The organism is Pseudomonas sp. MDT2-39-1, from assembly GCF_054898085.1.
In genome coordinates this window covers 2,990,823-3,011,289 of the sequence record NZ_CM142716.1, presented here as the reverse complement: position 1 = coordinate 3,011,289, position 20,467 = coordinate 2,990,823, and the positions used below count along the sequence as shown (strand labels likewise).

Sequence of the window (20,467 nt, the reverse complement as noted above, 5' to 3'; positions counted from 1 at the left end):
AATTAGCTAAATCCGTGGTATTTGGGGTTTTTTTCATGCAAACGTATCAGCGCGATTTCATTCGTTTTGCCATTGATCGCGGCGTTTTGCGCTTCGGCGAGTTCACCCTGAAGTCCGGGCGCACCAGTCCTTACTTCTTTAATGCAGGGCTGTTCAACTCAGGGCAGGCCCTTGCGCAGCTGGGTCGTTTCTACGCGTCAGCCATCGTCGAGAGCGGCATTTCGTTCGACGTACTGTTCGGCCCAGCGTACAAAGGCATCCCGTTGGCGGCGACCACCGCTGTGGCCCTGGCCGAACATCATGGTCGTGATCTGCCATGGTGCTTCAACCGCAAGGAAGCCAAGGCCCACGGCGAAGGCGGCAGTCTGGTCGGCGCACCGTTAACCGGCGAAGTGCTGATCATCGACGACGTGATCACCGCCGGCACCGCCATCCGCGAAGTGATGCAGATCATCGCTTCCCAGGACGGCGCCAAGGCTGCGGGCGTGCTGATTGCGCTGAACCGTCAGGAGCGTGGCAACGGCGAGTTGTCGGCAATCCAGGAAGTGGAGCGTGACTTCGGCATTCCGGTGATCAGCATTGTTTCGTTGAACCAGGTACTGGAGTTCTTGGCGGATGATCCGCAGCTCAAGCAGCATCTGCCAGCTGTTGAAGCCTATCGGGCGCAGTTCGGCGTCTAAAGAAAAGGCCCTGTTAAAACAGGGCCTTTTTGCTTTGGGGCCGTTTCAGACTCCAATGGGATCGCTATTTGGTCGGGTAGGGGTCGCGGACAGCATCGCCCCGTCCTGACAGAATGTTCCAGCCTTTAAGCGAATGAGTACTCGGCTGGTAATTCGGGCAGGGCGGAAGCGAAGTCTTCGACTGGTTGGAATATTTATGGCCGCAGTCTGCGCAGGCATAGCTGCCCGCAGAAACGTCACTGCCGTAGGGAACGTGTTTTTTCTGCATGGGTAAATCTCCTTTAGATGCAGGGAAGATCCTATGCAGATTGATTCCTTCGCGATGTCAGACGTTTCGCTGAGTCAGGTAAGGCATTTCCTGCGCACAAAAAAAGATCGCAGACTTCGTCAGCTCCTACAGAATATTCGTACATCCGTGGGTGCTGCCGAAGGCTGCGATCTTTTGATGTACTTGAATCAGGGACGCTTGCGATTGCTGATCAAAGTACCCACACCGGTATCGGTGAAGATCTCAAGCAGAATTGCATTCGGAACCCGACCATCGATGATCAGCGAGCTGCCCACGCCGCCTTGCACTGCTTCCAGCGCGCAACGGATCTTCGGCAGCATGCCGCCGTAGATGGTGCCGTCGGCGATCAGATCGTCGACTTGCTGGGTGGTCAGGCCGGTCAGGACCGTGCCCGACTTGTCCATCAGGCCGGCGATGTTGGTCAGCAGCATCAGCTTTTCAGCTTTCAGCGCTTCGGCGACTTTACCGGCCACCAGGTCGGCGTTGATGTTGTACGACTCACCGTTGGCGCCAACGCCGATCGGCGCGATCACTGGAATAAAATCGCCTTTAACCAGCAGATTCAGCAGATCGGTGTTGATGCCGACTACTTCACCCACCTGGCCGATGTCGATGATTTCCGGTTGGGTCATCTCCGGCGTCTGGCGGGTCACGGTGAGCTTCTTCGCACGAATCAGCTCGGCGTCTTTACCGGTCAGGCCGATGGCGCTGCCGCCATGACGATTGATCAGGTTGACGATGTCTTTGTTCACCTGGCCGCCGAGGACCATTTCCACCACGTCCATGGTTTGCGCGTCAGTCACGCGCATGCCATCGATGAAGTGGCTCTCGATCGACAGACGCTTGAGCAGGTCGCCGATTTGCGGGCCGCCGCCGTGAACCACCACCGGGTTAATGCCGACAGCTTTCATCAGCACGATGTCGCGGGCGAAGCCGGTTTTCAGCTCCTCGCTTTCCATCGCGTTGCCGCCGTATTTGATCACCAGCGTCTTGCCGACGTAGCGGCGAATGTAAGGCAGCGCTTCGGACAGGACCTTGGCGGTGTTGGCGGCGGCTTCGCGTTCGAGGGTCATTCAGGGCTCCGGCACTTCAAATAAGGGCGCTTCAGAAGGTCAAAACGGTAGTTGGAGATCAGGTGCAACACGCTTCAGTTGGACGTGGAAAACATCCTTGATGCGCTGCAGTTCAGCCTCGTCATCGGCCTCGAAGCGCAGCACCAGCACCGGTGTGGTGTTGGACGCGCGCACCAGGCCCCAGCCTTTGGCGTAGTCGACTCGCACGCCGTCAATGGTGGTCAGGTTGGCGCCTTCGCCCCATTTCGCGTCGTGCAGTGCATCAATGATGCTGAATTTGCTCTCTTCGGTCACATGGATATTGATTTCCGGCGTAGAAATATCGTTCGGGAAGGTCGCAAACAGCTCTTCCGCAGTGGATTTTTCTTTGCTGAGGATCTCCAGCAGGCGCGCTGCGCTGTAAATGCCGTCGTCAAAACCGAACCAGCGTTCCTTGAAGAAGATGTGCCCGCTCATTTCGCCGGCCAACAGGGCGCCGGTTTGTTTCATTTTCTTTTTGATCAACGAGTGACCGGTCTTCCACATTAACGGACGACCGCCGTATTCCTTGATCAGTGGCGTCAGGCGACGGGTGCATTTGACGTCGAAGATGATCTCCGCGTCAGCGTTACGCGCCAGTACGTCGCGGGCGAACAGCATCAGCAGGCGGTCCGGATAGACGATGCTGCCGGTGTTGGTTACTACGCCAACACGGTCGCCGTCGCCGTCGAAAGCCAGGCCGAGGTCAGCGTTGGTTTCCTTGACCTTGGCGATCAGGTCCACGAGGTTTTCAGGCTTGCCCGGATCCGGGTGGTGGTTCGGGAAGTTGCCGTCGACCTCGCAGAACAGCGGGATGACTTCGCAGTTCAGCGCTTCGATCAGTTGCGGGGCAATCACGCCGGCCGCGCCGTTGCCGCAGTCGACCACGACTTTCAGGCGACGAGCCAGTTTGATGTCCTGGACGATTTCGGTGTTGTAGCGGTCGAGAATCTCGACCTGGGTGACGCTGCCCTTGCCGCTGCTCAGGTTGTTGGTCTTGAGGCGGTCGTGCAGGGCCTGGATCTGTTCGTTGGCCAGGGTGTCGCCGGCGATCACGATCTTGAAACCGTTGTAGTTCGACGGGTTGTGGCTGCCGGTCAACATGACACCGGATTTGCCGGCCAGTACGTTGGCGGCGTAATACAGCGCCGGTGTTGGCACCAGGCCAACGTCGCTGACGTGGCAACCGCTGTCGGCCAGGCCCTTGATCAATTGCTCGACCAGTTCCGGGCCGGAGAGTCGACCGTCGCGGCCAACGGAAACGTTCGGTTCGTCCTGGGCCAGGCTCTGGGCACCGATGGCGCGACCGAGCCAATAAGCGGTCTCAGCGTTCAGGAATTCCGGGACGGTGCCGCGAATGTCGTAGGCGCGGAAGATGCTGTCGGGGAACTTGGGTGCGACTTGGGCTGGGCTGCTCATTACTGGAAATGCTCCATCTCGAAGGTGGCTGGACCTGTCTGCGAAGAACTCGTCGGCAGGTGCAAACTGAAGGGTATGACGGCGTTTTCCACTGAGAGTTCGTGGTGTGTAAAGGCCATGCCACCTGCGTTTGTGGGGTAATGACCGGTCAATGCCTTGATTTTGGGCGGTAAAACTTCCAGCTGAGCTTTGTGCAAATTTCAGCAGGCCCCATACCTGTGGCGAGGGAGCTTGCTCCCGCTTGAGTGCGTAGCACTCACAAAAATCCGTAAAACTTATAGGTTTTTGGGGATGCTACGCAGCCCAACGGGGTCAAGCCCCCTCACCACAAGGTAGCCATCTATCCGATCAATGGCTGCCCGAATGCCCGAAGCCACCAGCGCCGCGCTCGGTTTCAACGAACTCTTCGACCATCTCGAAGTGCGCTTGAACCACCGGCACAAGTACCAGCTGCGCCAGACGTTCACCGACGACCATGTTGAAGTCGGTCTGGCCACGGTTCCAGCACGAAACCATCAGCGGACCCTGGTAATCGGAGTCGATCAAACCGACCAGATTGCCCAGCACGATGCCGTGTTTATGGCCCAGACCGGAGCGCGGCAGAATCAGCGCCGCCAGGCCTGGATCGCCAATGTAGACGGACAGGCCGGTCGGGATCAGCAGGGTTTCGCCCGGCTTGATCACGGTGTCTTTTTCCAGCATGGCGCGCAGGTCGAGGCCAGCGGAGCCTGGCGTGGCGTACTGCGGCAGCGGGAATTCGGTACCGATGCGGGGGTCGAGGATCTTGGCTTGCAAAGCGTGCATGTAAATTAAACCTGGTTCAGACGTTCGGCGATAAAAGTGATCAGCTGGCGAGCGATTTTGCTCTTGCTGGTCTGGGCGAAAAGTGTGGCGTGCAGCTCACGATCGATCACGCTGCAGGCGTTTTCTTCGCTGTTGAAGCCAATGCTCGGGTTGGCGACGTCGTTGGCGACGATCAAATCGAGGTTCTTGTCTTTCAACTTGCGCGCAGCGTAATCGAGCAGGTGTTCGGTTTCGGCGGCGAAACCGACACTGAACGGACGGTCGGGGCGCGTGGCGATGGTGGCCAGAATGTCCGGGTTACGCACCATCTGTAGCAACAAGCCGTCGCCGTTCGTGGGATCTTTCTTGAGTTTCTGTGGGGCAACGACTTCCGGGCGATAATCCGCGACCGCTGCCGAGGCAATAAACAGGTCGCAGGGGATTGCGGCTTCGCAGGCAGCGAGCATGTCGCGGGCGCTGACCACGTCGATGCGGGTAACGCGATCCGGGGTCGGCAGGTGCACCGGGCCGGTGATCAGTGTCACGCGGGCGCCAGCTTCCACCGCGGCTTCGGCCAGGGCGAAGCCCATTTTTCCGGAGCTGTGGTTGGTGATGTAGCGCACCGGGTCGATGTTTTCCTGGGTTGGGCCAGCGGTGATCAGCACGTGTTTGCCGGTCAATGCCTGACGCTTGAAGCAGTCCGCCGCGCATTGGGCGAGTTCGACGGCTTCGAGCATGCGGCCCAGGCCGACGTCCCCACAGGCCTGGCTGCCGGAGGCCGGACCGAAGGCTTTGATGTCGCGGCTTTCGAGGGTTTGCAGGTTGGCTTGGGTCGCGGGGTCGCGCCACATGGCCTGGTTCATCGCCGGGGCAACGGCGACCACGGCGTCGGTGGCCAGCACCAGCGTGGTCAGCAGGTCGTCGGCAATGCCTTGGGCCAGACGGGCGATCAGGTCCGCAGTAGCGGGGGCAATCAGCACCATGTCGGCCCACTTGGCCAGTTCGATGTGGCCCATCGCAGCTTCAGCCGCCGGGTCCAGCAGGTCCAGATGAACCGGGTGGCCGGACAAGGCCTGCATGGTCAGCGGGGTGATGAACTCGCTGCCGCCACGGGTCATGACCACGCGCACTTCGGCGCCTTGGTCGATCAGGCGGCGAACCAGGTCGGCGCTCTTGTAGGCAGCAATACCGCCGCCGACGCCCAGAACGATGCGTTTCCGATACAGCCGCTGCATAGGTCTGCCTTTCATTTCGTTGATGACTGCGTGGCGATACCCCCTCCCCAGGAGTGAAATCGCTCGCAAAAAAGATGGGCTACGATATCACAGCGACCGCAATGGAACAGCGGCGCCCAAACACACATGGAGGTGCTATGAGCATTCGCGATTGGCCGGCGGCGGAGCGCCCGCGGGAGAGGTTACTTGAGTTGGGTTCTGGGAGTCTTTCGGACGCCGAACTGCTGGCGATTTTTTTACGAACTGGCGTGGCGGGTAAAAGCGCGGTGGATTTGGCGCGACACCTGTTGCAGCAATTTGGCAGCCTGCGCACGTTGCTCGAGGCCGACCTTCGGACCTTCAGCGGTGAGCTCGGGCTTGGACCGGCAAAGTTTGCGCAGTTGCAGGCGGTACTGGAAATGGCCCGCCGGCATCTGGCAGAACGGCTGCGGCGTGATTCGGTGATGGAGAGCCCGCTGGCGGTGCGTGACTATCTCAAGTCGATGCTGCGTCACGAGCCGCATGAGGTCTTCGGCTGCCTGTTTCTGGATTCCAAACACCGGGTGCTGACATTTGAGGTGCTGTTTCGCGGCTCCATCGACAACACCAGCGTGTACCCGCGACAGGTGGTCAAGCGCGCATTGGCCCACAACGCCGCCGCATTGATCCTCTGCCATAACCACCCGTCGGGCAATCCCGATCCCAGTCAGGCCGATCGGCTGCTGACCAAGCGTCTGCAAGAGGCGCTCGAGCTGGTTGATGTGCGGGTGCTCGACCATTTCATCATCGGCGACGGCGATCCGCTGTCGATGGCTGAGTATGGGTGGATGTAGCGGGGTAGCCAAAATCCCTGTGGGAGCGAGCTTGCTCGCGATTGCATTCTTTCAGTCACTGAATAGGTTGACTGACAGGACGCCTTCTCGCGAGCAAGCTCGCTCCCACAGTTTTTTGTGGTGTGGCTGTTATTTGAGGTTGACCTTCGAGTAATCCTGGCGGCCGAACGGGCTGACTGCATAACCCTCGACGTCCTTGCGCGTCAGGGCGAAAGCGGTTGGGTGCGCCAGCGGCAGCCACAGCGCCTGTTGCTGGATCTGCGCCTGAGCCTGTTCGTAAAGCTTGGTACGCACACCCTGCTCGCCGGTGGTCTTGCCGGCGCTGATCAGCTTGTCCAGGTCCTGGTTGCAGTAACGGGCGAAGTTGGTGCCGGATTTGACCGCGGCGCAGGAAAACTGCGGCGTGAGGAAGTTGTCCGGGTCACCGTTGTCGCCGGCCCAGCCCATGAACAGCAGGTCATGTTCACCTGCCTTGGCGCGGCGAATCAGTTCGCCCCATTCGATTACCCGAATCTCGGCCTGAATACCGATCTCAGCAAGGTCGGATTGCAGCATTTGAGCGCTGAGGCTCGGGTTCGGGTTGAGCAGGCTGCCGGAAGGTCGGGTCCAGATGGTGGTCTGGAAGCCATCCTTCAACCCGGCCTTGGCCATCAATGCCCGGGCCTTTTCGATGTCATGCGGGTAACCCGGCAAGCCTTTGGCGTAGCTCCAGGTGTTGGGCGGGTACGGGCCGTTTGCGCGCTCGGCGGTGTCTTCGAACACGGCTTTGACGTAGTTGGCCTTGTCGAACGCGAGGTTGATTGCCTGACGCACTTCAGGTTTATCCAGCGGTGGATGCTGGCTGTTGATGCCGACAAACGCGGTCATGAAGGCGTCAGTCTTTTCCACTTTCAATGTCGGTTCTTTCAGCGCGGCCTGTACGTCCAGTGGCTTGGGCGACAGGGCGATCTGGCACTCGTTGCGGCGCAGTTTCTGCAATCGCACGTTGGCATCCGGTGTGATGGCGAAGATCAGCGGGTCCACCGAAGGCTTGCCACGGAAGTAGTCCGGGTTGGCTTTGTAGCGAATCGAGGCATCTTTCTGAAAGCGCGTGAAGACGAATGGGCCGCTGCCGATCGGTTGGCTGTTGAGCTTCTCGGGCGTGCCGGCCTTCAGCAGTTTGTCGGCGTATTCGGCGGAATAGATCGAGGCAAAGCCCATGCTCAGGGTCGCGAGAAAGGTCGAGTCCGGGTGATCGAGGGTAAAACGCACGGTCAACGGGTCGAGTGCATCGATCTTCTTGATCAGCGCTGGCAACTGCATCGACTGGGCGTGCGGGAAGCCGCTCTGGGCAACTTTGTGCCAAGGGTTTGCCGGGTCGAGCATGCGGTCGAAGCTGAATTTCACGTCTTCGGCGGTCAGCTCGCGTGTCGGGCTGAAGTACTCGGTGCGGTGGAATTTCACCTGCGGGTGCAGTTTGAACACATACGTCAGGCCATCGGGGGTGACTTCCCAACTGTCCGCGAGGCTGGCGACCACTTTGCCGCTGGCGGTGTCGAAGTCCACCAGGCGGTTCATCAGTACGTCGGCCGAGGCATTGGTGGTGGTCAGCGAGTTGTATTGCACCACGTCGAACCCTTCCGGGCTTGCCTCGGTACACACGCTCAGGGCGGCGGCATGGGCCAATGGGCTCAGCAGAAGAGGGGCGAGCAGCAGCGGTAGGGCAGCGAGGCGCATGGTCGGATTCCTTTACAGATCGAAGGCCCATCTGCAAGTGCAGTCTGGAAAAGGCTTACCCTAGTGGGCTCTTTTGCAAATGACTATCCCCTTTTTCATTTTAAGGGGACTATGTGCGCTTGTTTTCGGTGCGTACTGCCTGTGCGATACCCTGAATTGGCCGGTTGGTCGATGTTCTGCGACGAGCGGTCTTTATCGACGATAGCCTTTATCCAAGGCGCTCGCAGCCTGAAAAACGGGGTTTTTATCAAGTCTGTTCACACGGAATGTTGTTGCACCTCAGTCTATCTGGTATAAAGCAGCGCTCTTTTCTAGGGGCCCGGTTCCTTCACTGTAGGTGTAGCCGGTAAGACCTCTAAAGAAACGCGGCGCCTGGCGCCAAATGACTGAGAGATTAAGCGGCCAACCCATGCCGGGTTGGGCATGTGGTTTTAGAGGGCTGAGGCATGTCGAGAGTATGTCAAGTTACCGGTAAGGGTCCGGTGACTGGGAATAACATTTCCCACGCAAACAACAAAACCCGTCGTCGTTTCCTGCCGAACCTGCAGCATCACCGCTTCTGGGTTGAAGAAGAGAAACGTTTCGTGCGTCTGCGCGTATCTGCCAAAGGCATGCGTATCATCGACAAGCGTGGCATCACTGTCGTGCTGGCCGAAATCCGCAAAGCTGGCAAGATCTAAGGGAGCTAATCATGCGTGAATTGATTCGTTTGATTTCGAGCGCCGGTACTGGTCACTTCTACACTACCGACAAGAACAAGCGCACTACTCCGGACAAAATCGAGATCAAGAAATTTGATCCGGTTGTTCGCAAGCACGTGATCTACAAAGAAGGCAAAATCAAGTAATTGATTTTTCCCTCTTACGAAAAAGGCCCGTATCGCGAGATACGGGCCTTTTTTGTTGCCTAAGGGTTTTGCGTTGGCTGTCAGGGCCTCTTCGCGAGCAAGCCCGCTCCCACATTAGATCTGCGCCGCTCACAAATCCAGTGTGGGAGCGGGCTTGCTCGCGAAGGCGTCAGCCCAGACAGCGCAAATCCTCAGGCCTTCTGTTCAAACGCCACGTAGATCTTGCGGCACGTTTCCAGCACTTCCCAAGTGCCGCGGAACCCGGCCGGGATCACAAAACGATCCCCCGCACGCACGGTTTTGCTGTTGCCGTCGTTGTCGCGCAGCACTGAAACGCCCTGAACGATCTCGCAGTATTCATGCTCGGTGAAGTTCACATGCCACTGGCCGACTGCGCCTTCCCAAACACCCGCATTCAACTGGCCGCAAGGGCTGTTGTAATGGTTGTAGACCGACTGCTCGGGGTCGCCCTTGAGGACTTTTGCCGGGTCGGGCCGGTAGCGTTCGGGTTGGGTGGTGGCCTGGCTGAAGTCGACGACATCCTGGATATTCATTGTTGTAATTCCCCGTGATTGCGGCGCGATGCCTGAAAAGACCCAAAGTCTATGTTTATTAAAATGAACATCGCAAGGCCGTTTGCCGGCCTTATGTCAAATATATTGAAACTTCACCTGCCGCTGGTTTAGGGTGGCGGTTGCCTTGGGCCGAAAAGCAGGCTGGCTGGGCAGAATTCCTGACAGCACCCGCGAAGACCGCGGGGCGCTCGTATTCAATAAGAGGAGGACACTCGTATGACCACCCTGACTCGTGCCGATTGGGAACAACGGGCTCGCGATCTGAAGATCGAAGGCCGCGCCTACATCAATGGCGAATACACCGATGCTGTCTCCGCCGAGACCTTCGAGTGCATCAGCCCGGTCGATGGCCGTCTGCTGGGCAAGATTGCCAGCTGTGACGCCGCCGATGCCCAGCGCGCTGTTGAAAATGCCCGCGCCACCTTCAATTCCGGCGTCTGGTCGCGTCTGGCGCCGACCAAACGCAAAGCCACCATGATTCGTTTTGCCGGCCTGCTGAAACAGCACGCCGAAGAGCTGGCCCTGCTTGAAACCCTGGACATGGGCAAGCCAATCAGCGATTCCCTGTACATCGACGTTCCCGGCGCGGCGCAAGCCCTGAGCTGGAGCGGTGAAGCCATCGACAAGATCTACGACGAAGTGGCCGCGACTCCCCATGACCAACTGGGTCTGGTGACTCGCGAACCCATCGGCGTCGTCGGCGCGATCGTGCCGTGGAACTTCCCGCTGATGATGGCCTGCTGGAAACTCGGCCCGGCGCTGTCCACCGGTAACTCGGTGATCCTCAAACCGTCCGAAAAATCGCCGCTGACGGCTATCCGCATTGCCGCGCTGGCCGTTGAAGCCGGTATCCCGAAAGGCGTGCTGAACGTCCTGCCAGGCTACGGTCACACCGTCGGCAAGGCCTTGGCCCTGCACAACGATGTCGACACCCTGGTGTTCACCGGTTCGACCAAGATCGCCAAGCAATTGCTGATCTACTCCGGCGAATCGAACATGAAGCGCGTCTGGCTCGAAGCCGGCGGCAAGAGCCCGAACATCGTGTTCGCCGATGCCCCGGACCTGCAAGCCGCAGCCGAGGCGGCGGCCGGTGCCATCGCCTTCAACCAGGGTGAAGTCTGCACCGCCGGTTCGCGTCTGCTGGTCGAACGTTCGATCAAGGACACCTTCCTGCCGCTGGTGATCGAAGCGCTGAAGACCTGGAAACCGGGCAACCCGCTGGACCCGGCGACCAACGTAGGCGCGCTGGTGGATACCCAGCAGATGAACACCGTGCTGTCCTACATCGAATCCGGCCACGCCGATGGCGCCAAACTGGTGGCTGGCGGTAAGCGCACGCTTCAGGAAAGCGGTGGCACCTACGTTGAACCAACGATTTTCGACGGTGTGAACAACGCGATGAAAATCGCTCAGGAAGAAATCTTTGGCCCAGTGTTGTCGGTGATCGCTTTCGATACCGCCGAAGAAGCCGTTGCGATTGCCAACGACACACCTTACGGCCTCGCCGCAGCGGTGTGGACCAAGGACATCTCCAAGGCTCACCTGACCGCCAAAGCGCTGCGTGCCGGTAGCGTTTGGGTCAATCAGTACGATGGCGGCGACATGACTGCCCCGTTTGGTGGCTTCAAGCAGTCGGGTAACGGCCGCGACAAGTCGCTGCACGCGTTCGACAAGTACACCGAGCTGAAGGCGACCTGGATCAAGTTGTAAGCCAGCGATGGAGCCCGATAGTCGATCGGGCTCCTGAGCGACGCAGATCCCTTGTGGGAGCGGGCTTGCTCGCGAAGGCGCCGTAACAGCCAACGATGATGTTGGATGTGATGGCCTCTTCGCGAGCAAGCCCGCTCCCACATTTGTTTTGTGTCGTCTGTGAAAAATAATATCCACAGGAGCGTGGGAAATGCGTTGGGCGACTTATTTCGCCGTGTTGGCGTCTGTCTTGAGTGTCGGCCTGGCCCTGGGTGTCAGCATGCCGCTGGTGTCGTTTCGCCTGGAAAGCTGGGGCTACGGCTCGTTCGCTATCGGCGTAATGGCGGCGATGCCGGCCATTGGCGTGCTGCTGGGGGCGAAGATCTCCAGCCATCTGGCCTCGCGCCTTGGCACTGCCAATCTGATGCGCCTGTGCCTGTGGGCCGGGGCGGTGTCCATCGGTTTGCTGGCGCTGTTGCCGAGTTATCCGGTCTGGTTGGTGTTGCGCCTGATGATCGGGGTGATCCTGACCCTGGTCTTCATCCTCGGTGAAAGCTGGATCAATCAACTGGTGGTCGAACAATGGCGCGGGCGATTGGTGGCGCTGTATGGCAGCAGCTATGCGCTGAGTCAGTTGGCCGGGCCTTTGCTGCTGGGCGTTCTGGGCACCGAACACGATTACGGATTCTGGGTCGGCGTCGGTTTGCTCACGGCGGCGCCGTTCCTGCTGCTGGGCCGCAGCGGCGCACCGACCAGCGAAGCCTGCAGCGTGACCTTCAGCGACTTGTGGGGCTTCTGCCGAGGTCTGCCGGCGATTGCCTGGGGAGTGGCGCTGTTCGCCGCGTTCGAAGCGATGATCCTGACCTTGCTGCCGGTTTATTGCCTGCGTCAGGGCTTCACCACGGAAATCGCGCTGGCGATGGTCAGCACCGTGGTGGTGGGTGATGCCTTGCTGCAACTGCCGATTGGCGCACTGGCGGATCGCCTGTCGCGACGCACGTTGTTCACCGGTTGCGCGGTGGTGCTGATGCTCTCGAGCCTGGCGATCCCGTTGCTGATCGACACGCTGCTGATCTGGCCGTTGTGGGTGCTGTTTGGCGCCAGCGCCGGGGGATTGTTCACGTTGTCGCTGATCTTGATCGGCGAACGCTATCGCGACGATGCGCTGGTGCGAGCCAATGCGCATATTGCGCAGCTGTGGGGCATTGGTTGCCTGATCGGACCGTTGGCCGCTGGTGCGGGCAGCCAGTGGATCAGCGGTCACGCCTTGCCGTTGTTGATGGCGGCGGGCGCGTTCGGGTTGGTGATTTTGCTGAGGCGCCAAGGCGCGTTTGGCACAGTTGCCGAGCCTGCCTGACGCCGAATTGCCAGGCAGCCACATCCCCATGTGGGAGCGGGCTTGCTCGCGAAAGCGGTGGGTCATCCGACGATGATGTCGACTGACCCACCGCTTTCGCGAGCAAGCCCGCTCCCACAGGGATGTTTATCGTCTGTCAGAGCATCCGCTCCAGGCCGACCGCCGTGCTGAACCAGGAATTGAACCGGCGCCACAGGCTCCCGGGTTCCTTGGTCAGCGTGTGCATCTTGCCGTCGTCTTCCGTCTCCCAGACGATCCGGTCGTTCTCCAGATTGACCTGATAACTCAAGGGCGGCGCCATACCCTCCATGGCTGCTTTGCGCACATGCGCGGCGAGTTCGGGGCTGTCCACCAACACCCCGACCTCGGTGTTCCACAGCACCGAGCGCGGGTCGAAGTTGAACGAGCCGATAAAGGATTTCTGCTGGTCGAAGATCATCGCCTTGCTGTGCAGGCTCGAATCGGAACCACGAAAGGATTTGCCGTAGAAAATATGCGGCCCGCTACCGCCACCTTCGCCGGGCTGACGGCGCAATTCGTACAACTTCACACCATGTTCCAGCAGCGCCCTGCGATAAGGCGCATAACCGCCGTGCACGGCCGGCACGTCCGTGGCTTCCAGCGAGTTGGTCAGCAAGCTGACGGAGACTCCGGCGTCGGCCCGACCGGTAAGGTAAACCAGCCCCGGCTGCCCCGGCACGAAGTAAGCCGAGATCATGATCAGTTCTTTGCTGACGCCTGTCAGCTCGGGCGCCAGTTGCGTGGTCAGCAGCAAATGCGGGTCAGGCTCGCCGTCTGACAGCACCTTGCTCGGTGCATCCCACAACGCCTGGTTCCACGCCCAGATCAGCTCCCGGCGCCAGATGTCCATGCGTGGCTGTGTGGTGTAAGTCATCAGCTGCTGATACAGCGCGTGATTCTGCTTGCGGGTTTCTTCCAGCGATTCTTCCAGGCGCGTGCGGGTATTTTGCAGGTCCTTTTGCGTCGGTTTGCTTGACAGGAATTCATCGATCGGTTTGCTCAGTGCGCTGTTCCAGTACTGGTCGAAGCTGTGGCCAAGCTGCTCGGCCACCGGTCCGACGCCGAGCATGTCGATGTCGGTGAAATTCAGGTTGGGCTTGGCGTCGAAGTATTCGTCTCCGAGGTTGCGCCCGCCGACGATGGCCGCGCTGTTGTCCGCCAGCCACAACTTGTTGTGCATGCGCCGGTGTTGCAGCGACAGGTTGAACAACCGGCCCATGGTTCGCGTCACGCCCGTGGCACGGCCCAGATGCAGCGGGTTGAACAGGCGGATCTGGATCTGCGGGTGCGCGGCAAGCGTGGCGATGATCCAGTCCAGGCCGTCGCTGGTGGTGTCATCGAGCAGGATTCTCACCCGCACGCCGCGGTCCGCCGCCTTGAGCAACTCGTCCACCAGCATCCGCGTGCTGATGCCGTCATGCACGATGTAGTACTGCAAGTCGAGGCTGCTTTGGGCGTTGCGAATCAGCTCGGCACGGGCCATGAAGGCTTCGCCGCTATTGGACAGCAAACGAAAACCGGACTTGCCCTCATGGGGCGCGGCCTGGGCCTGAATTGAACGGCCGAATGCCGAATCGCTGGCGGGCAGGGCCTGGCTCGGTTCGCGTTGAACGTCGAAGCTGGCGCAACCGCCCAGGAACGAGGCGAGTAACAGAAGAGCGAGCAGGGGCTGTCTGACTCTCACGTGGGATCGTTCCGATTGGCGGCAAATGTCGGCATATGGACGCCGGTTTCCTCAGAAAGGTCAGTCGGTGATGCGATCCGTTTCCGCCAGCAGTTTGATCGCTGCGGCGCCGACCTTTCGCACGGCCTCTTCGATCAGCGGTGTTGGCTTGGCAGCGTAGTTCATCCGCAGGCAATTGCGGTACTTGCCCGAGGCGGAAAAGATGCTGCCGACGGCAATCTGTACGCCTTGATCGTGCAGGGCGCGATTCAGTTTCAGGGTGTCGAAGCCTTCCGGCAGCTCAACCCACAACATGAAGCTGCCTTGCGGGCGACTGGCGCGGGTGCCGGCGGGAAAGTAACGTGTGACCCAGTCGATCATCATGTCGCGATTGCGCTGGTATTGCGTGCGCATCCGCCGCAAATGCGGTTCGAAGTGACCGGCCTTGAGGAATTCGGCGATGGCAATCTGCGGTTGCGGCGCAGTGGAGCCAGTGCTGATGTATTTCATGTGCAGCACCCGTTCCAGATAGCGGCCCGGCGCTACCCAGCCGATACGCAGACCGGGCGCCAGGGTCTTGGAAAAGGAACTGCACAGGAGGACGCGGCCGTCTTCGTCGAAGGATTTGATCGTGCGTGGACGCGGGTAGCTGTAGGAAAGCTCGCCATACACATCGTCTTCGATAATCGCCACATCGAAACGCTGTGCAAGCGTCAACAACGCGCGTTTGCGCGACTCCGGCATGATGTAGCCCAGTGGGTTGTTGCAGTTGGGGGTCAACTGTATGGCCTTGATCGGCCACTGCTCCAGGGCCAGTTCGAGCGCATCGAGGCTGATCCCGGTGAGCGGGTCGGTGGGGATTTCCAGGGCTTTCATGCCCAGGCCCTTGAGGGTCTGCATGGCGCCGTGAAAGCTCGGCGAGTCCACCGCCACAATATCCCCCGGCTCGCAGATGGCGCGAATGCTGGTGGACAGCGCTTCGTGGCAACCGGTGGTCACCACCAGGTCGTGGGCCGTCAATTGGCAACCGGAATCGAGCATCAGGCGGGCGATCTGTTCGCGCAGTTCGAGGGTGCCGTAGATGTTGTCGTAATACAGGCCGGGCATGTCCTGCCGACGGCTGATTCGCGCCAGGTTGCGCAGCAGCGGTTTCATAGTCGGCGTGGCGATGTCCGGCATGCCGCGACCCAGTTGCACGACATCCTTGCGGGGGACGGCGCGGATCAGTTCCAGCACCTGATCCCACTGCGAAATATCCACCGGGCGCTGGGCCGGGCGGCCAATGGCCGGCAGCTCCGGCAGTTCGCGACCCACCGGTACGAAGTAGCCGGACTTGGGTTTGGGTGTCGCCAGCCCGCTGTCTTCCAGCACGCGATAGGCCTGCTGCACCGTGCTCAGGCTGACCCCGTGCTCGACACTCAACGCCCGCACCGAGGGCAGCCGGTCACCGGGGCGATAGAAACCCTGTTCGATACGCATGCCGAGTAATTCGGCGAGGTTGACGTAAAGGGTCATGGCGCAGTCTCGGAGTGGGTGATTCGGTTAACCAATACAGATCGGGCGCAAATATAGGATTCAGACGCTAAATCGGTAAATCTGTATGGAGTTAATACAGATACTTTGAATCTGTAATGCTTTTCGCCGTCCGCGCATCATGAAAGCTCTGGCTACCCAAGTAAACAGGAGCAATCAAAATGAACGGCTTGAGCGATGTGCGGCTGACGATACACAGTCAGGAACTGGCGGCAGGGCAAATAAACGGTGCACGCGAGGCAGTGATGCGCAACGCACCGTCCGGCCTGAGTCGCTGGGGCCTGTTCTGGCATCGTCTGCACACGCGCAAGGCGTTGCTGGAGCTAACGCCGCCGCAGCTCAGGGATGTCGGGTTGAGTCGGGAGCAGGCGCGGGAGGAGGGGCTTAAGCCTTTCTGGCGGATCTGAGTTTTGTGGTGTTCGTTAGATCCATTCGCGAGCAAGCCCGCTCCCACATTAGGTCTTCAGCGAGCACAGATTTTGTGTTCGACGACGATCTAATGTGGGAGCGGGCTTGCTCGCGAAGGCGTCGTCACTGACGCCACAAATCTCTCAGACCAACTCTTTAAGCCGATGCCACAACATCCCCAACGCCAACAACGGCGAGCGCAAATGCTTCCCGCCCGGGAAGGTGATATGCGGCACCTTGGCAAACAAATCAAACCCACCACCCTGCTGCCCACTGATCGCCTCGGCCAACAACTTGCCCGCCAAATGCGTGGCATTCAACCCATGCCCGGAATACGCCTGGGCGTAATACACATTCGGCTGGTCCTTGAGTCGCCCGATCTGCGGCAGGCGGTTGGCGCCGATGCCGATCATCCCGCCCCATTGATAGTCGATCTTCACCCCGCCCAGTTGCGGGAAGACTTCCAGCATCTTCGGCCGCATGTACGCGCCGATGTCCTTCGGATCGCGACCTGAATAGTGGCAGGCACCGCCAAACAGCAAGCGGCGATCCGCCGAGAGTCGGTAGTAATCCAGCGCCACCCGTTGATCGCAGACCGCCATGTTCTGCGGCAGCAGTGAGTGCGCCAGTTCTTCACTCAATGGCTCGGTGGCAATGATGTAGCTGCCGGCGGGCAGCACTTTGCCGCTGAGCTCGGGATTGAGTTCGTTGAGGTAAGCGTTGCAGCCCAGCACCAGCGTCTTGGCGCGAACCGAGCCTTGGGCGGTATGGACCTTGACCTCGGGGCCGTAATCGATGCGGGTCACCGCCGATAGTTCGAACAGCTTCGCGCCCAACTGCTGCGCGGCGGCGGCTTCGCCCAGCGCCAGGTTAAGCGGGTGAAGATGGCCCGACCCCATGTCGATCAGGCCCCCGACGTAGCGATCCGAACCTACGACCGTGTGCATTTCATCGGCTTGCAGCAGCCGTGTTGCGTATCGGTAGCCGAGGCTGCGAAGCTCTTCGGCGTCTTCGGCGAACCCTTCGAGGTCGCGGGGTTTGTTCGCCAGGTCGCAGTAACCCCAGGTCAGGTCGCAAGGGATCTGAAAACGCTCGACGCGCTGGCGGACGATCTCCACCGCTTCCAGGCCCATGAGTTTCATCTGGCGCACGCCGTCCGCACCGATCACGTTGGTGAACTGCTCGAGGCCATGGCCGACGCCACGAATCAACTGCCCGCCATTGCGTCCACTGGCGCCCCAGCCGATCTTGTGCGCTTCCAGCAGCACCACACTGAACCCGCGTTCGGCCAGTTCGAGCGCCGTGTTCAGCCCGGAAAACCCGCCACCGACCACGCACACGTCCGCCACCAGGTCGCCTTGCAGTACCGGATGATCGGGTTGCGACAGGCTGCTGGCGGCGTAGTAAGAGGCGGTGTGCTGGGCACGGGCATTCATGTGAGCGTCCCTGATTCAGTGTCTAGAAAATTTGACGGAGCATAAGCCGGACCTTTCGGCACGGGCAACACTGGTCGCTTGTTGCTGTCTGGATCGCGACTTTTGCGTCAGAATCGCGCTCTATTCCGCTTTGGGTCACCGCTTCGATGAGTTGCAACACTCAGAAAATTCGCACGCTTCGGCAGCAGATTCCCTCGTTCGAGTGCGTGCCCGGCTGCCATGACTGCTGTGGGCCAGTGACGACCTCACCGGAAGAAATGTCTCGCCTGCCGCGCAAGACCCGGGCCGAGCAGGATTCGGCGATGGATGAACTCAACTGCGTGCACCTGGGGCCCAATGGCTGCACGGTGTATGACGAGCGACCGCTGATTTGCCGGTTGTTTGGCACCACCAAGACCTTGCCATGCCCGAATGGGCGGCGGCCGGTGGAGCTGATTCATCCGCGGGTCGAGAAGCAGATTCATGAGTACATGGCTTCTACCCGGCAGGTGTTGGTCTAGCCAGTTGAACCGAGTTGCGGCCTTCGCGAGCAAGCCCGCTCCCACATTGGATTTGTGAACGACACCAATCCAATGTGGGAGCGGGCTTGCTCGCGAAGGCGTCCGGACAGGCGCCAAAAAGTCTCAATCCGGGATCGGCAGGCTCAAACTCTCTTTCACCTCTTCCATCACGATATAGCTCTTCGACTCCCGCACATGCGGCAGCTTGAGCAGGATATCGCCCAGCAATTTGCGGTACGAAGCCATCTCGGAGATCCGCGCCTTCACCAGGTAGTCGAAATCCCCTGACACCAAATGGCACTCCAGCACGTGGGGCAGTTTCAGCACCGCACGTCTGAACTCTTCGAAAGTATCGCCGGATTTGTAGTCGAGGCTGATCTCGACGAACACCAGGAGACTACCCTTGAGGTGCTGCGGATTGAGCCGGGCGTTGTAGCCCATGATGATCCCTTCGCGCTCCAGCCGCCGGACGCGCTCTGTACACGGCGTGGTTGAGAGCCCGACCTTTTCCCCCAGCTCGGTGAAGGAGATGCGCCCGTCCGCTTGCAGGATCCGCAGAATGTTGCGGTCGATCTTGTCCAGCTCACGTTTCGTTTGAGTGTTGGTACGCATAGGGGATGCGCCTCCGTGAAAAGGGTTTTTGCCGAGAATTCTCGCCAAATATAGGCAGTTATATAGTGAAAAGCACTGCCTAATCTTTTTTACACTGCGCACATCAATGCTCTACAACTACGAACGTCAGCGGCGAGCCGCGATGAGGGATATGAAAATGCGCGTTATGGTCTTGGGTAGCGGCGTCATCGGTACCACCAGTGCTTATTATCTGGCGCGTGCCGGGTTCGAAGTGGTGGTGGTGGACCGTCAGCCGGCCGCTGCCATGGAGACCAGTTTCGCCAACGCCGGGCAGGTCTCGCCGGGTTATGCCTCGCCGTGGGCGGCGCCGGGCGTACCGCTCAAGGCCATCAAGTGGCTGTTGCAGCGCCACGCGCCGCTGGCGATCAAAGCCACTGCCGATATCGACCAATACCTGTGGATGGCGCAGATGCTGCGCAACTGCACCGCCAGCCGTTACGCGGTGAACAAAGAGCGCATGGTCCGTCTGTCCGAGTACAGCCGTGACTGCCTCGACGAATTGCGCGCTGAAACCGGTATTGCCTACGAAGGCCGCAGCCTTGGTACTACACAACTGTTCCGCACCCAGGCTCAGCTCGACGGCGCCGCGAAAGACATCGCCGTACTGAAAGAGTCCGGCGTGCCGTTCGAATTGCTCGACCGCGCCGGCATTGCCCGCGTTGAGCCGGCCCTGGCCAGCGTGACCGATATCCTCGCCGGTGCCCTGCGCCTGCCGAACGACCAGACCGGCGACTGCCAGATGTTCACCGTTCGACTGGCCGAAATGGCCGTGAAACTGGGCGTGGAATTCCGCTTCGGTCAGGACATTCAGAAGCTCGACTACGCCGGTGATCGCATCAACGGCGTGTGGATCGACGGCAAGCTGGAAACTGCTGACCGCTACGTGCTGGCACTCGGCAGCTACTCGCCGCAACTGCTCAAGCCTCTGGGCATCAAGGCCCCGGTGTATCCGCTCAAGGGTTACTCCCTGACCGTGCCGATCACCAACCCGGCGATGGCCCCGACGTCGACCATTCTCGACGAGACCTACAAGGTCGCGATCACCCGTTTCGACAACCGTATCCGCGTCGGCGGCATGGCTGAGATAGCCGGTTTTGACCTGTCCCTGAACCCGCGTCGGCGCGAAACCCTGGAGATGATTGTCAACGACCTTTATCCTCAGGGCGGTGATCTGGCCCAGGCGAGTTTCTGGACCGGTCTGCGTCCGACCACCCCGGACGGCACGCCAATCGTTGGCGCCACGCCGTTCAGCAACCTGTTCCTGAACACCGGCCACGGCACGCTCGGCTGGACCATGGCGTGCGGTTCCGGCCGTTTGCTGGCTGACCTGATGGCGAAGAAATCGCCGCAGATCAGCGCCGAAGGCCTCGATATTTCCCGTTACGGCACCAAACTTCAGGAGTCCGCAAAACATGTCAATCCAGCGCCAGCTCACCAATGAGCGCATGAGCCAGATCGTTGTCCACAGCGGCACCGTTTATCTGGCAGGGCAAGTCGGCGACGACATGAGTGCCGGGATTGAACAGCAGACCCGTGAAACCCTGGCCAATATCGAGCGTTTGCTCGATCTGGCAGGCACCGACAAGAGCCGTTTGCTGTCGGTGACGATTTTTCTGAAAGACATCGACGCGCATTTCGAAGGCATGAACGCAGTCTGGGACAAGTGGCTGCCAAAAGGCGTTGCCCCGGCCCGCGCGACTGTTGAATCGAAGCTGTGCGAACCGGAAATCCTGGTTGAGCTGTCGGTTGTTGCCGCTCTGCCGTAAGCCTGTCAGAAAGA

General features: G+C 59.9%; 20 protein-coding genes and 1 pseudogene. 10 read left to right on the top strand and 11 right to left on the bottom strand.

The features are described 5' to 3' along the window. Positions 1-35: 35 nt before the first annotated feature. Positions 36-680, top strand: a complete 645-nt coding sequence (gene pyrE, locus ACYZTM_RS14430; RefSeq protein WP_461989019.1) for an orotate phosphoribosyltransferase — start codon at positions 36-38, stop codon at positions 678-680. A gap of 64 nt (positions 681-744) precedes the next feature. Here pyrE and ACYZTM_RS14425 read toward each other — a convergent pair whose 3' ends face one another. From ACYZTM_RS14425 to coaBC, 5 genes and pseudogenes are all read right to left on the bottom strand, one after another. Then, complete coding sequence (locus ACYZTM_RS14425) at positions 745-948, bottom strand: hypothetical protein (RefSeq protein WP_461989018.1); 204 nt, start codon at positions 946-948, stop codon at positions 745-747. Between the two features lie 188 nt (positions 949-1,136). Next, positions 1,137-2,042, bottom strand: coding sequence for an acetylglutamate kinase (argB, locus tag ACYZTM_RS14420; RefSeq protein ID WP_109626724.1), 906 nt, complete (start codon positions 2,040-2,042; stop codon positions 1,137-1,139). A gap of 39 nt (positions 2,043-2,081) precedes the next feature. Beyond that, positions 2,082-3,485: pseudogene (locus ACYZTM_RS14415) on the bottom strand (phosphomannomutase/phosphoglucomutase); the annotation flags it as partial. A 342-nt stretch (positions 3,486-3,827) separates the two neighbouring features. Continuing rightward, positions 3,828-4,283, bottom strand: coding sequence for a dUTP diphosphatase (gene dut / locus ACYZTM_RS14410; protein ID WP_010465200.1), 456 nt, complete (start codon positions 4,281-4,283; stop codon positions 3,828-3,830). Between the two features lie 5 nt (positions 4,284-4,288). Continuing rightward, a complete protein-coding gene (gene coaBC / locus ACYZTM_RS14405; RefSeq protein ID WP_077748581.1) occupies positions 4,289-5,497 on the bottom strand; it encodes a bifunctional phosphopantothenoylcysteine decarboxylase/phosphopantothenate--cysteine ligase CoaBC in 1,209 nt (402 codons plus the stop codon). Positions 5,498-5,634: 137 nt separating this feature from the next. On the opposite strand from coaBC, the gene radC reads away from it, so the two are divergent. Then, positions 5,635-6,309, top strand: a complete 675-nt coding sequence (gene radC / locus ACYZTM_RS14400) for a RadC family protein (protein WP_131060692.1) — start codon at positions 5,635-5,637, stop codon at positions 6,307-6,309. A 129-nt stretch (positions 6,310-6,438) separates the two neighbouring features. On the opposite strand, the gene ACYZTM_RS14395 is transcribed toward radC, so the two are convergent. Further along, on the bottom strand, positions 6,439-8,025 hold the full coding sequence (locus ACYZTM_RS14395; RefSeq protein WP_461989017.1) for an ABC transporter substrate-binding protein: 1,587 nt from the start codon (positions 8,023-8,025) through the stop codon (positions 6,439-6,441). A gap of 446 nt (positions 8,026-8,471) precedes the next feature. Here ACYZTM_RS14395 and rpmB point away from each other — a divergent pair, with 446 nt between their 5' ends. Together rpmB and rpmG are read left to right on the top strand one after the other, a co-directional pair. Then, positions 8,472-8,705 carry a 50S ribosomal protein L28 gene (gene rpmB / locus ACYZTM_RS14390; RefSeq protein WP_007894701.1) on the top strand — a complete coding sequence of 78 codons (234 nt, stop codon included), beginning with the start codon at positions 8,472-8,474 and terminating at the stop codon, positions 8,703-8,705. Between the two features lie 11 nt (positions 8,706-8,716). Continuing rightward, a complete protein-coding gene (rpmG, locus tag ACYZTM_RS14385) occupies positions 8,717-8,872 on the top strand; it encodes a 50S ribosomal protein L33 (protein WP_007894709.1) in 156 nt (51 codons plus the stop codon). Between the two features lie 191 nt (positions 8,873-9,063). Here rpmG and ACYZTM_RS14380 read toward each other — a convergent pair whose 3' ends face one another. Then, entirely contained in the window at positions 9,064-9,426 is a 363-nt protein-coding gene (locus tag ACYZTM_RS14380) for a cupin domain-containing protein (RefSeq protein WP_131060694.1), read from the bottom strand. Between the two features lie 237 nt (positions 9,427-9,663). Here ACYZTM_RS14380 and ACYZTM_RS14375 point away from each other — a divergent pair, with 237 nt between their 5' ends. Next, on the top strand, positions 9,664-11,157 hold the full coding sequence (locus tag ACYZTM_RS14375) for an aldehyde dehydrogenase (RefSeq protein ID WP_131060695.1): 1,494 nt from the start codon (positions 9,664-9,666) through the stop codon (positions 11,155-11,157). A 190-nt stretch (positions 11,158-11,347) separates the two neighbouring features. Beyond that, positions 11,348-12,493 carry an MFS transporter gene (locus tag ACYZTM_RS14370; RefSeq protein ID WP_461989016.1) on the top strand — a complete coding sequence of 382 codons (1,146 nt, stop codon included), beginning with the start codon at positions 11,348-11,350 and terminating at the stop codon, positions 12,491-12,493. A 136-nt stretch (positions 12,494-12,629) separates the two neighbouring features. Here ACYZTM_RS14370 and ACYZTM_RS14365 read toward each other — a convergent pair whose 3' ends face one another. Next, on the bottom strand, positions 12,630-14,198 hold the full coding sequence (locus ACYZTM_RS14365; protein ID WP_461989015.1) for a phospholipase D family protein: 1,569 nt from the start codon (positions 14,196-14,198) through the stop codon (positions 12,630-12,632). Positions 14,199-14,258: 60 nt separating this feature from the next. Then, a complete protein-coding gene (locus ACYZTM_RS14360) occupies positions 14,259-15,692 on the bottom strand; it encodes an aminotransferase-like domain-containing protein (RefSeq protein ID WP_131060698.1) in 1,434 nt (477 codons plus the stop codon). A 179-nt stretch (positions 15,693-15,871) separates the two neighbouring features. Here ACYZTM_RS14360 and ACYZTM_RS14355 point away from each other — a divergent pair, with 179 nt between their 5' ends. Continuing rightward, positions 15,872-16,117 (top strand): DUF1127 domain-containing protein, encoded by a 246-nt coding sequence (locus ACYZTM_RS14355; RefSeq protein ID WP_131060699.1) that lies wholly within the window; start codon positions 15,872-15,874, stop codon positions 16,115-16,117. 144 nt (positions 16,118-16,261) lie between these two features. Here ACYZTM_RS14355 and ACYZTM_RS14350 read toward each other — a convergent pair whose 3' ends face one another. Then, a complete protein-coding gene (locus ACYZTM_RS14350) occupies positions 16,262-17,554 on the bottom strand; it encodes an NAD(P)/FAD-dependent oxidoreductase (RefSeq protein ID WP_461989014.1) in 1,293 nt (430 codons plus the stop codon). A 146-nt stretch (positions 17,555-17,700) separates the two neighbouring features. Here ACYZTM_RS14350 and ACYZTM_RS14345 point away from each other — a divergent pair, with 146 nt between their 5' ends. Then, positions 17,701-18,054 (top strand): YkgJ family cysteine cluster protein, encoded by a 354-nt coding sequence (locus tag ACYZTM_RS14345; protein WP_131060700.1) that lies wholly within the window; start codon positions 17,701-17,703, stop codon positions 18,052-18,054. Positions 18,055-18,177: 123 nt separating this feature from the next. Here the strand turns inward: ACYZTM_RS14345 and ACYZTM_RS14340 are convergent, their stop codons facing one another. Next, on the bottom strand, positions 18,178-18,666 hold the full coding sequence (locus tag ACYZTM_RS14340) for an Lrp/AsnC ligand binding domain-containing protein (RefSeq protein WP_003177284.1): 489 nt from the start codon (positions 18,664-18,666) through the stop codon (positions 18,178-18,180). Positions 18,667-18,823: 157 nt separating this feature from the next. On the opposite strand from ACYZTM_RS14340, the gene dadA reads away from it, so the two are divergent. Together dadA and ACYZTM_RS14330 are read left to right on the top strand one after the other, a co-directional pair. Further along, on the top strand, positions 18,824-20,128 hold the full coding sequence (gene dadA, locus ACYZTM_RS14335; protein ID WP_131060701.1) for a D-amino acid dehydrogenase: 1,305 nt from the start codon (positions 18,824-18,826) through the stop codon (positions 20,126-20,128). Beyond that, positions 20,100-20,453, top strand: coding sequence for a RidA family protein (locus ACYZTM_RS14330; RefSeq protein ID WP_131060702.1), 354 nt, complete (start codon positions 20,100-20,102; stop codon positions 20,451-20,453). The genes dadA and ACYZTM_RS14330 overlap by 29 nt, the downstream gene beginning before the upstream one ends. The last annotated feature ends 14 nt before the right edge of the window (positions 20,454-20,467 follow it).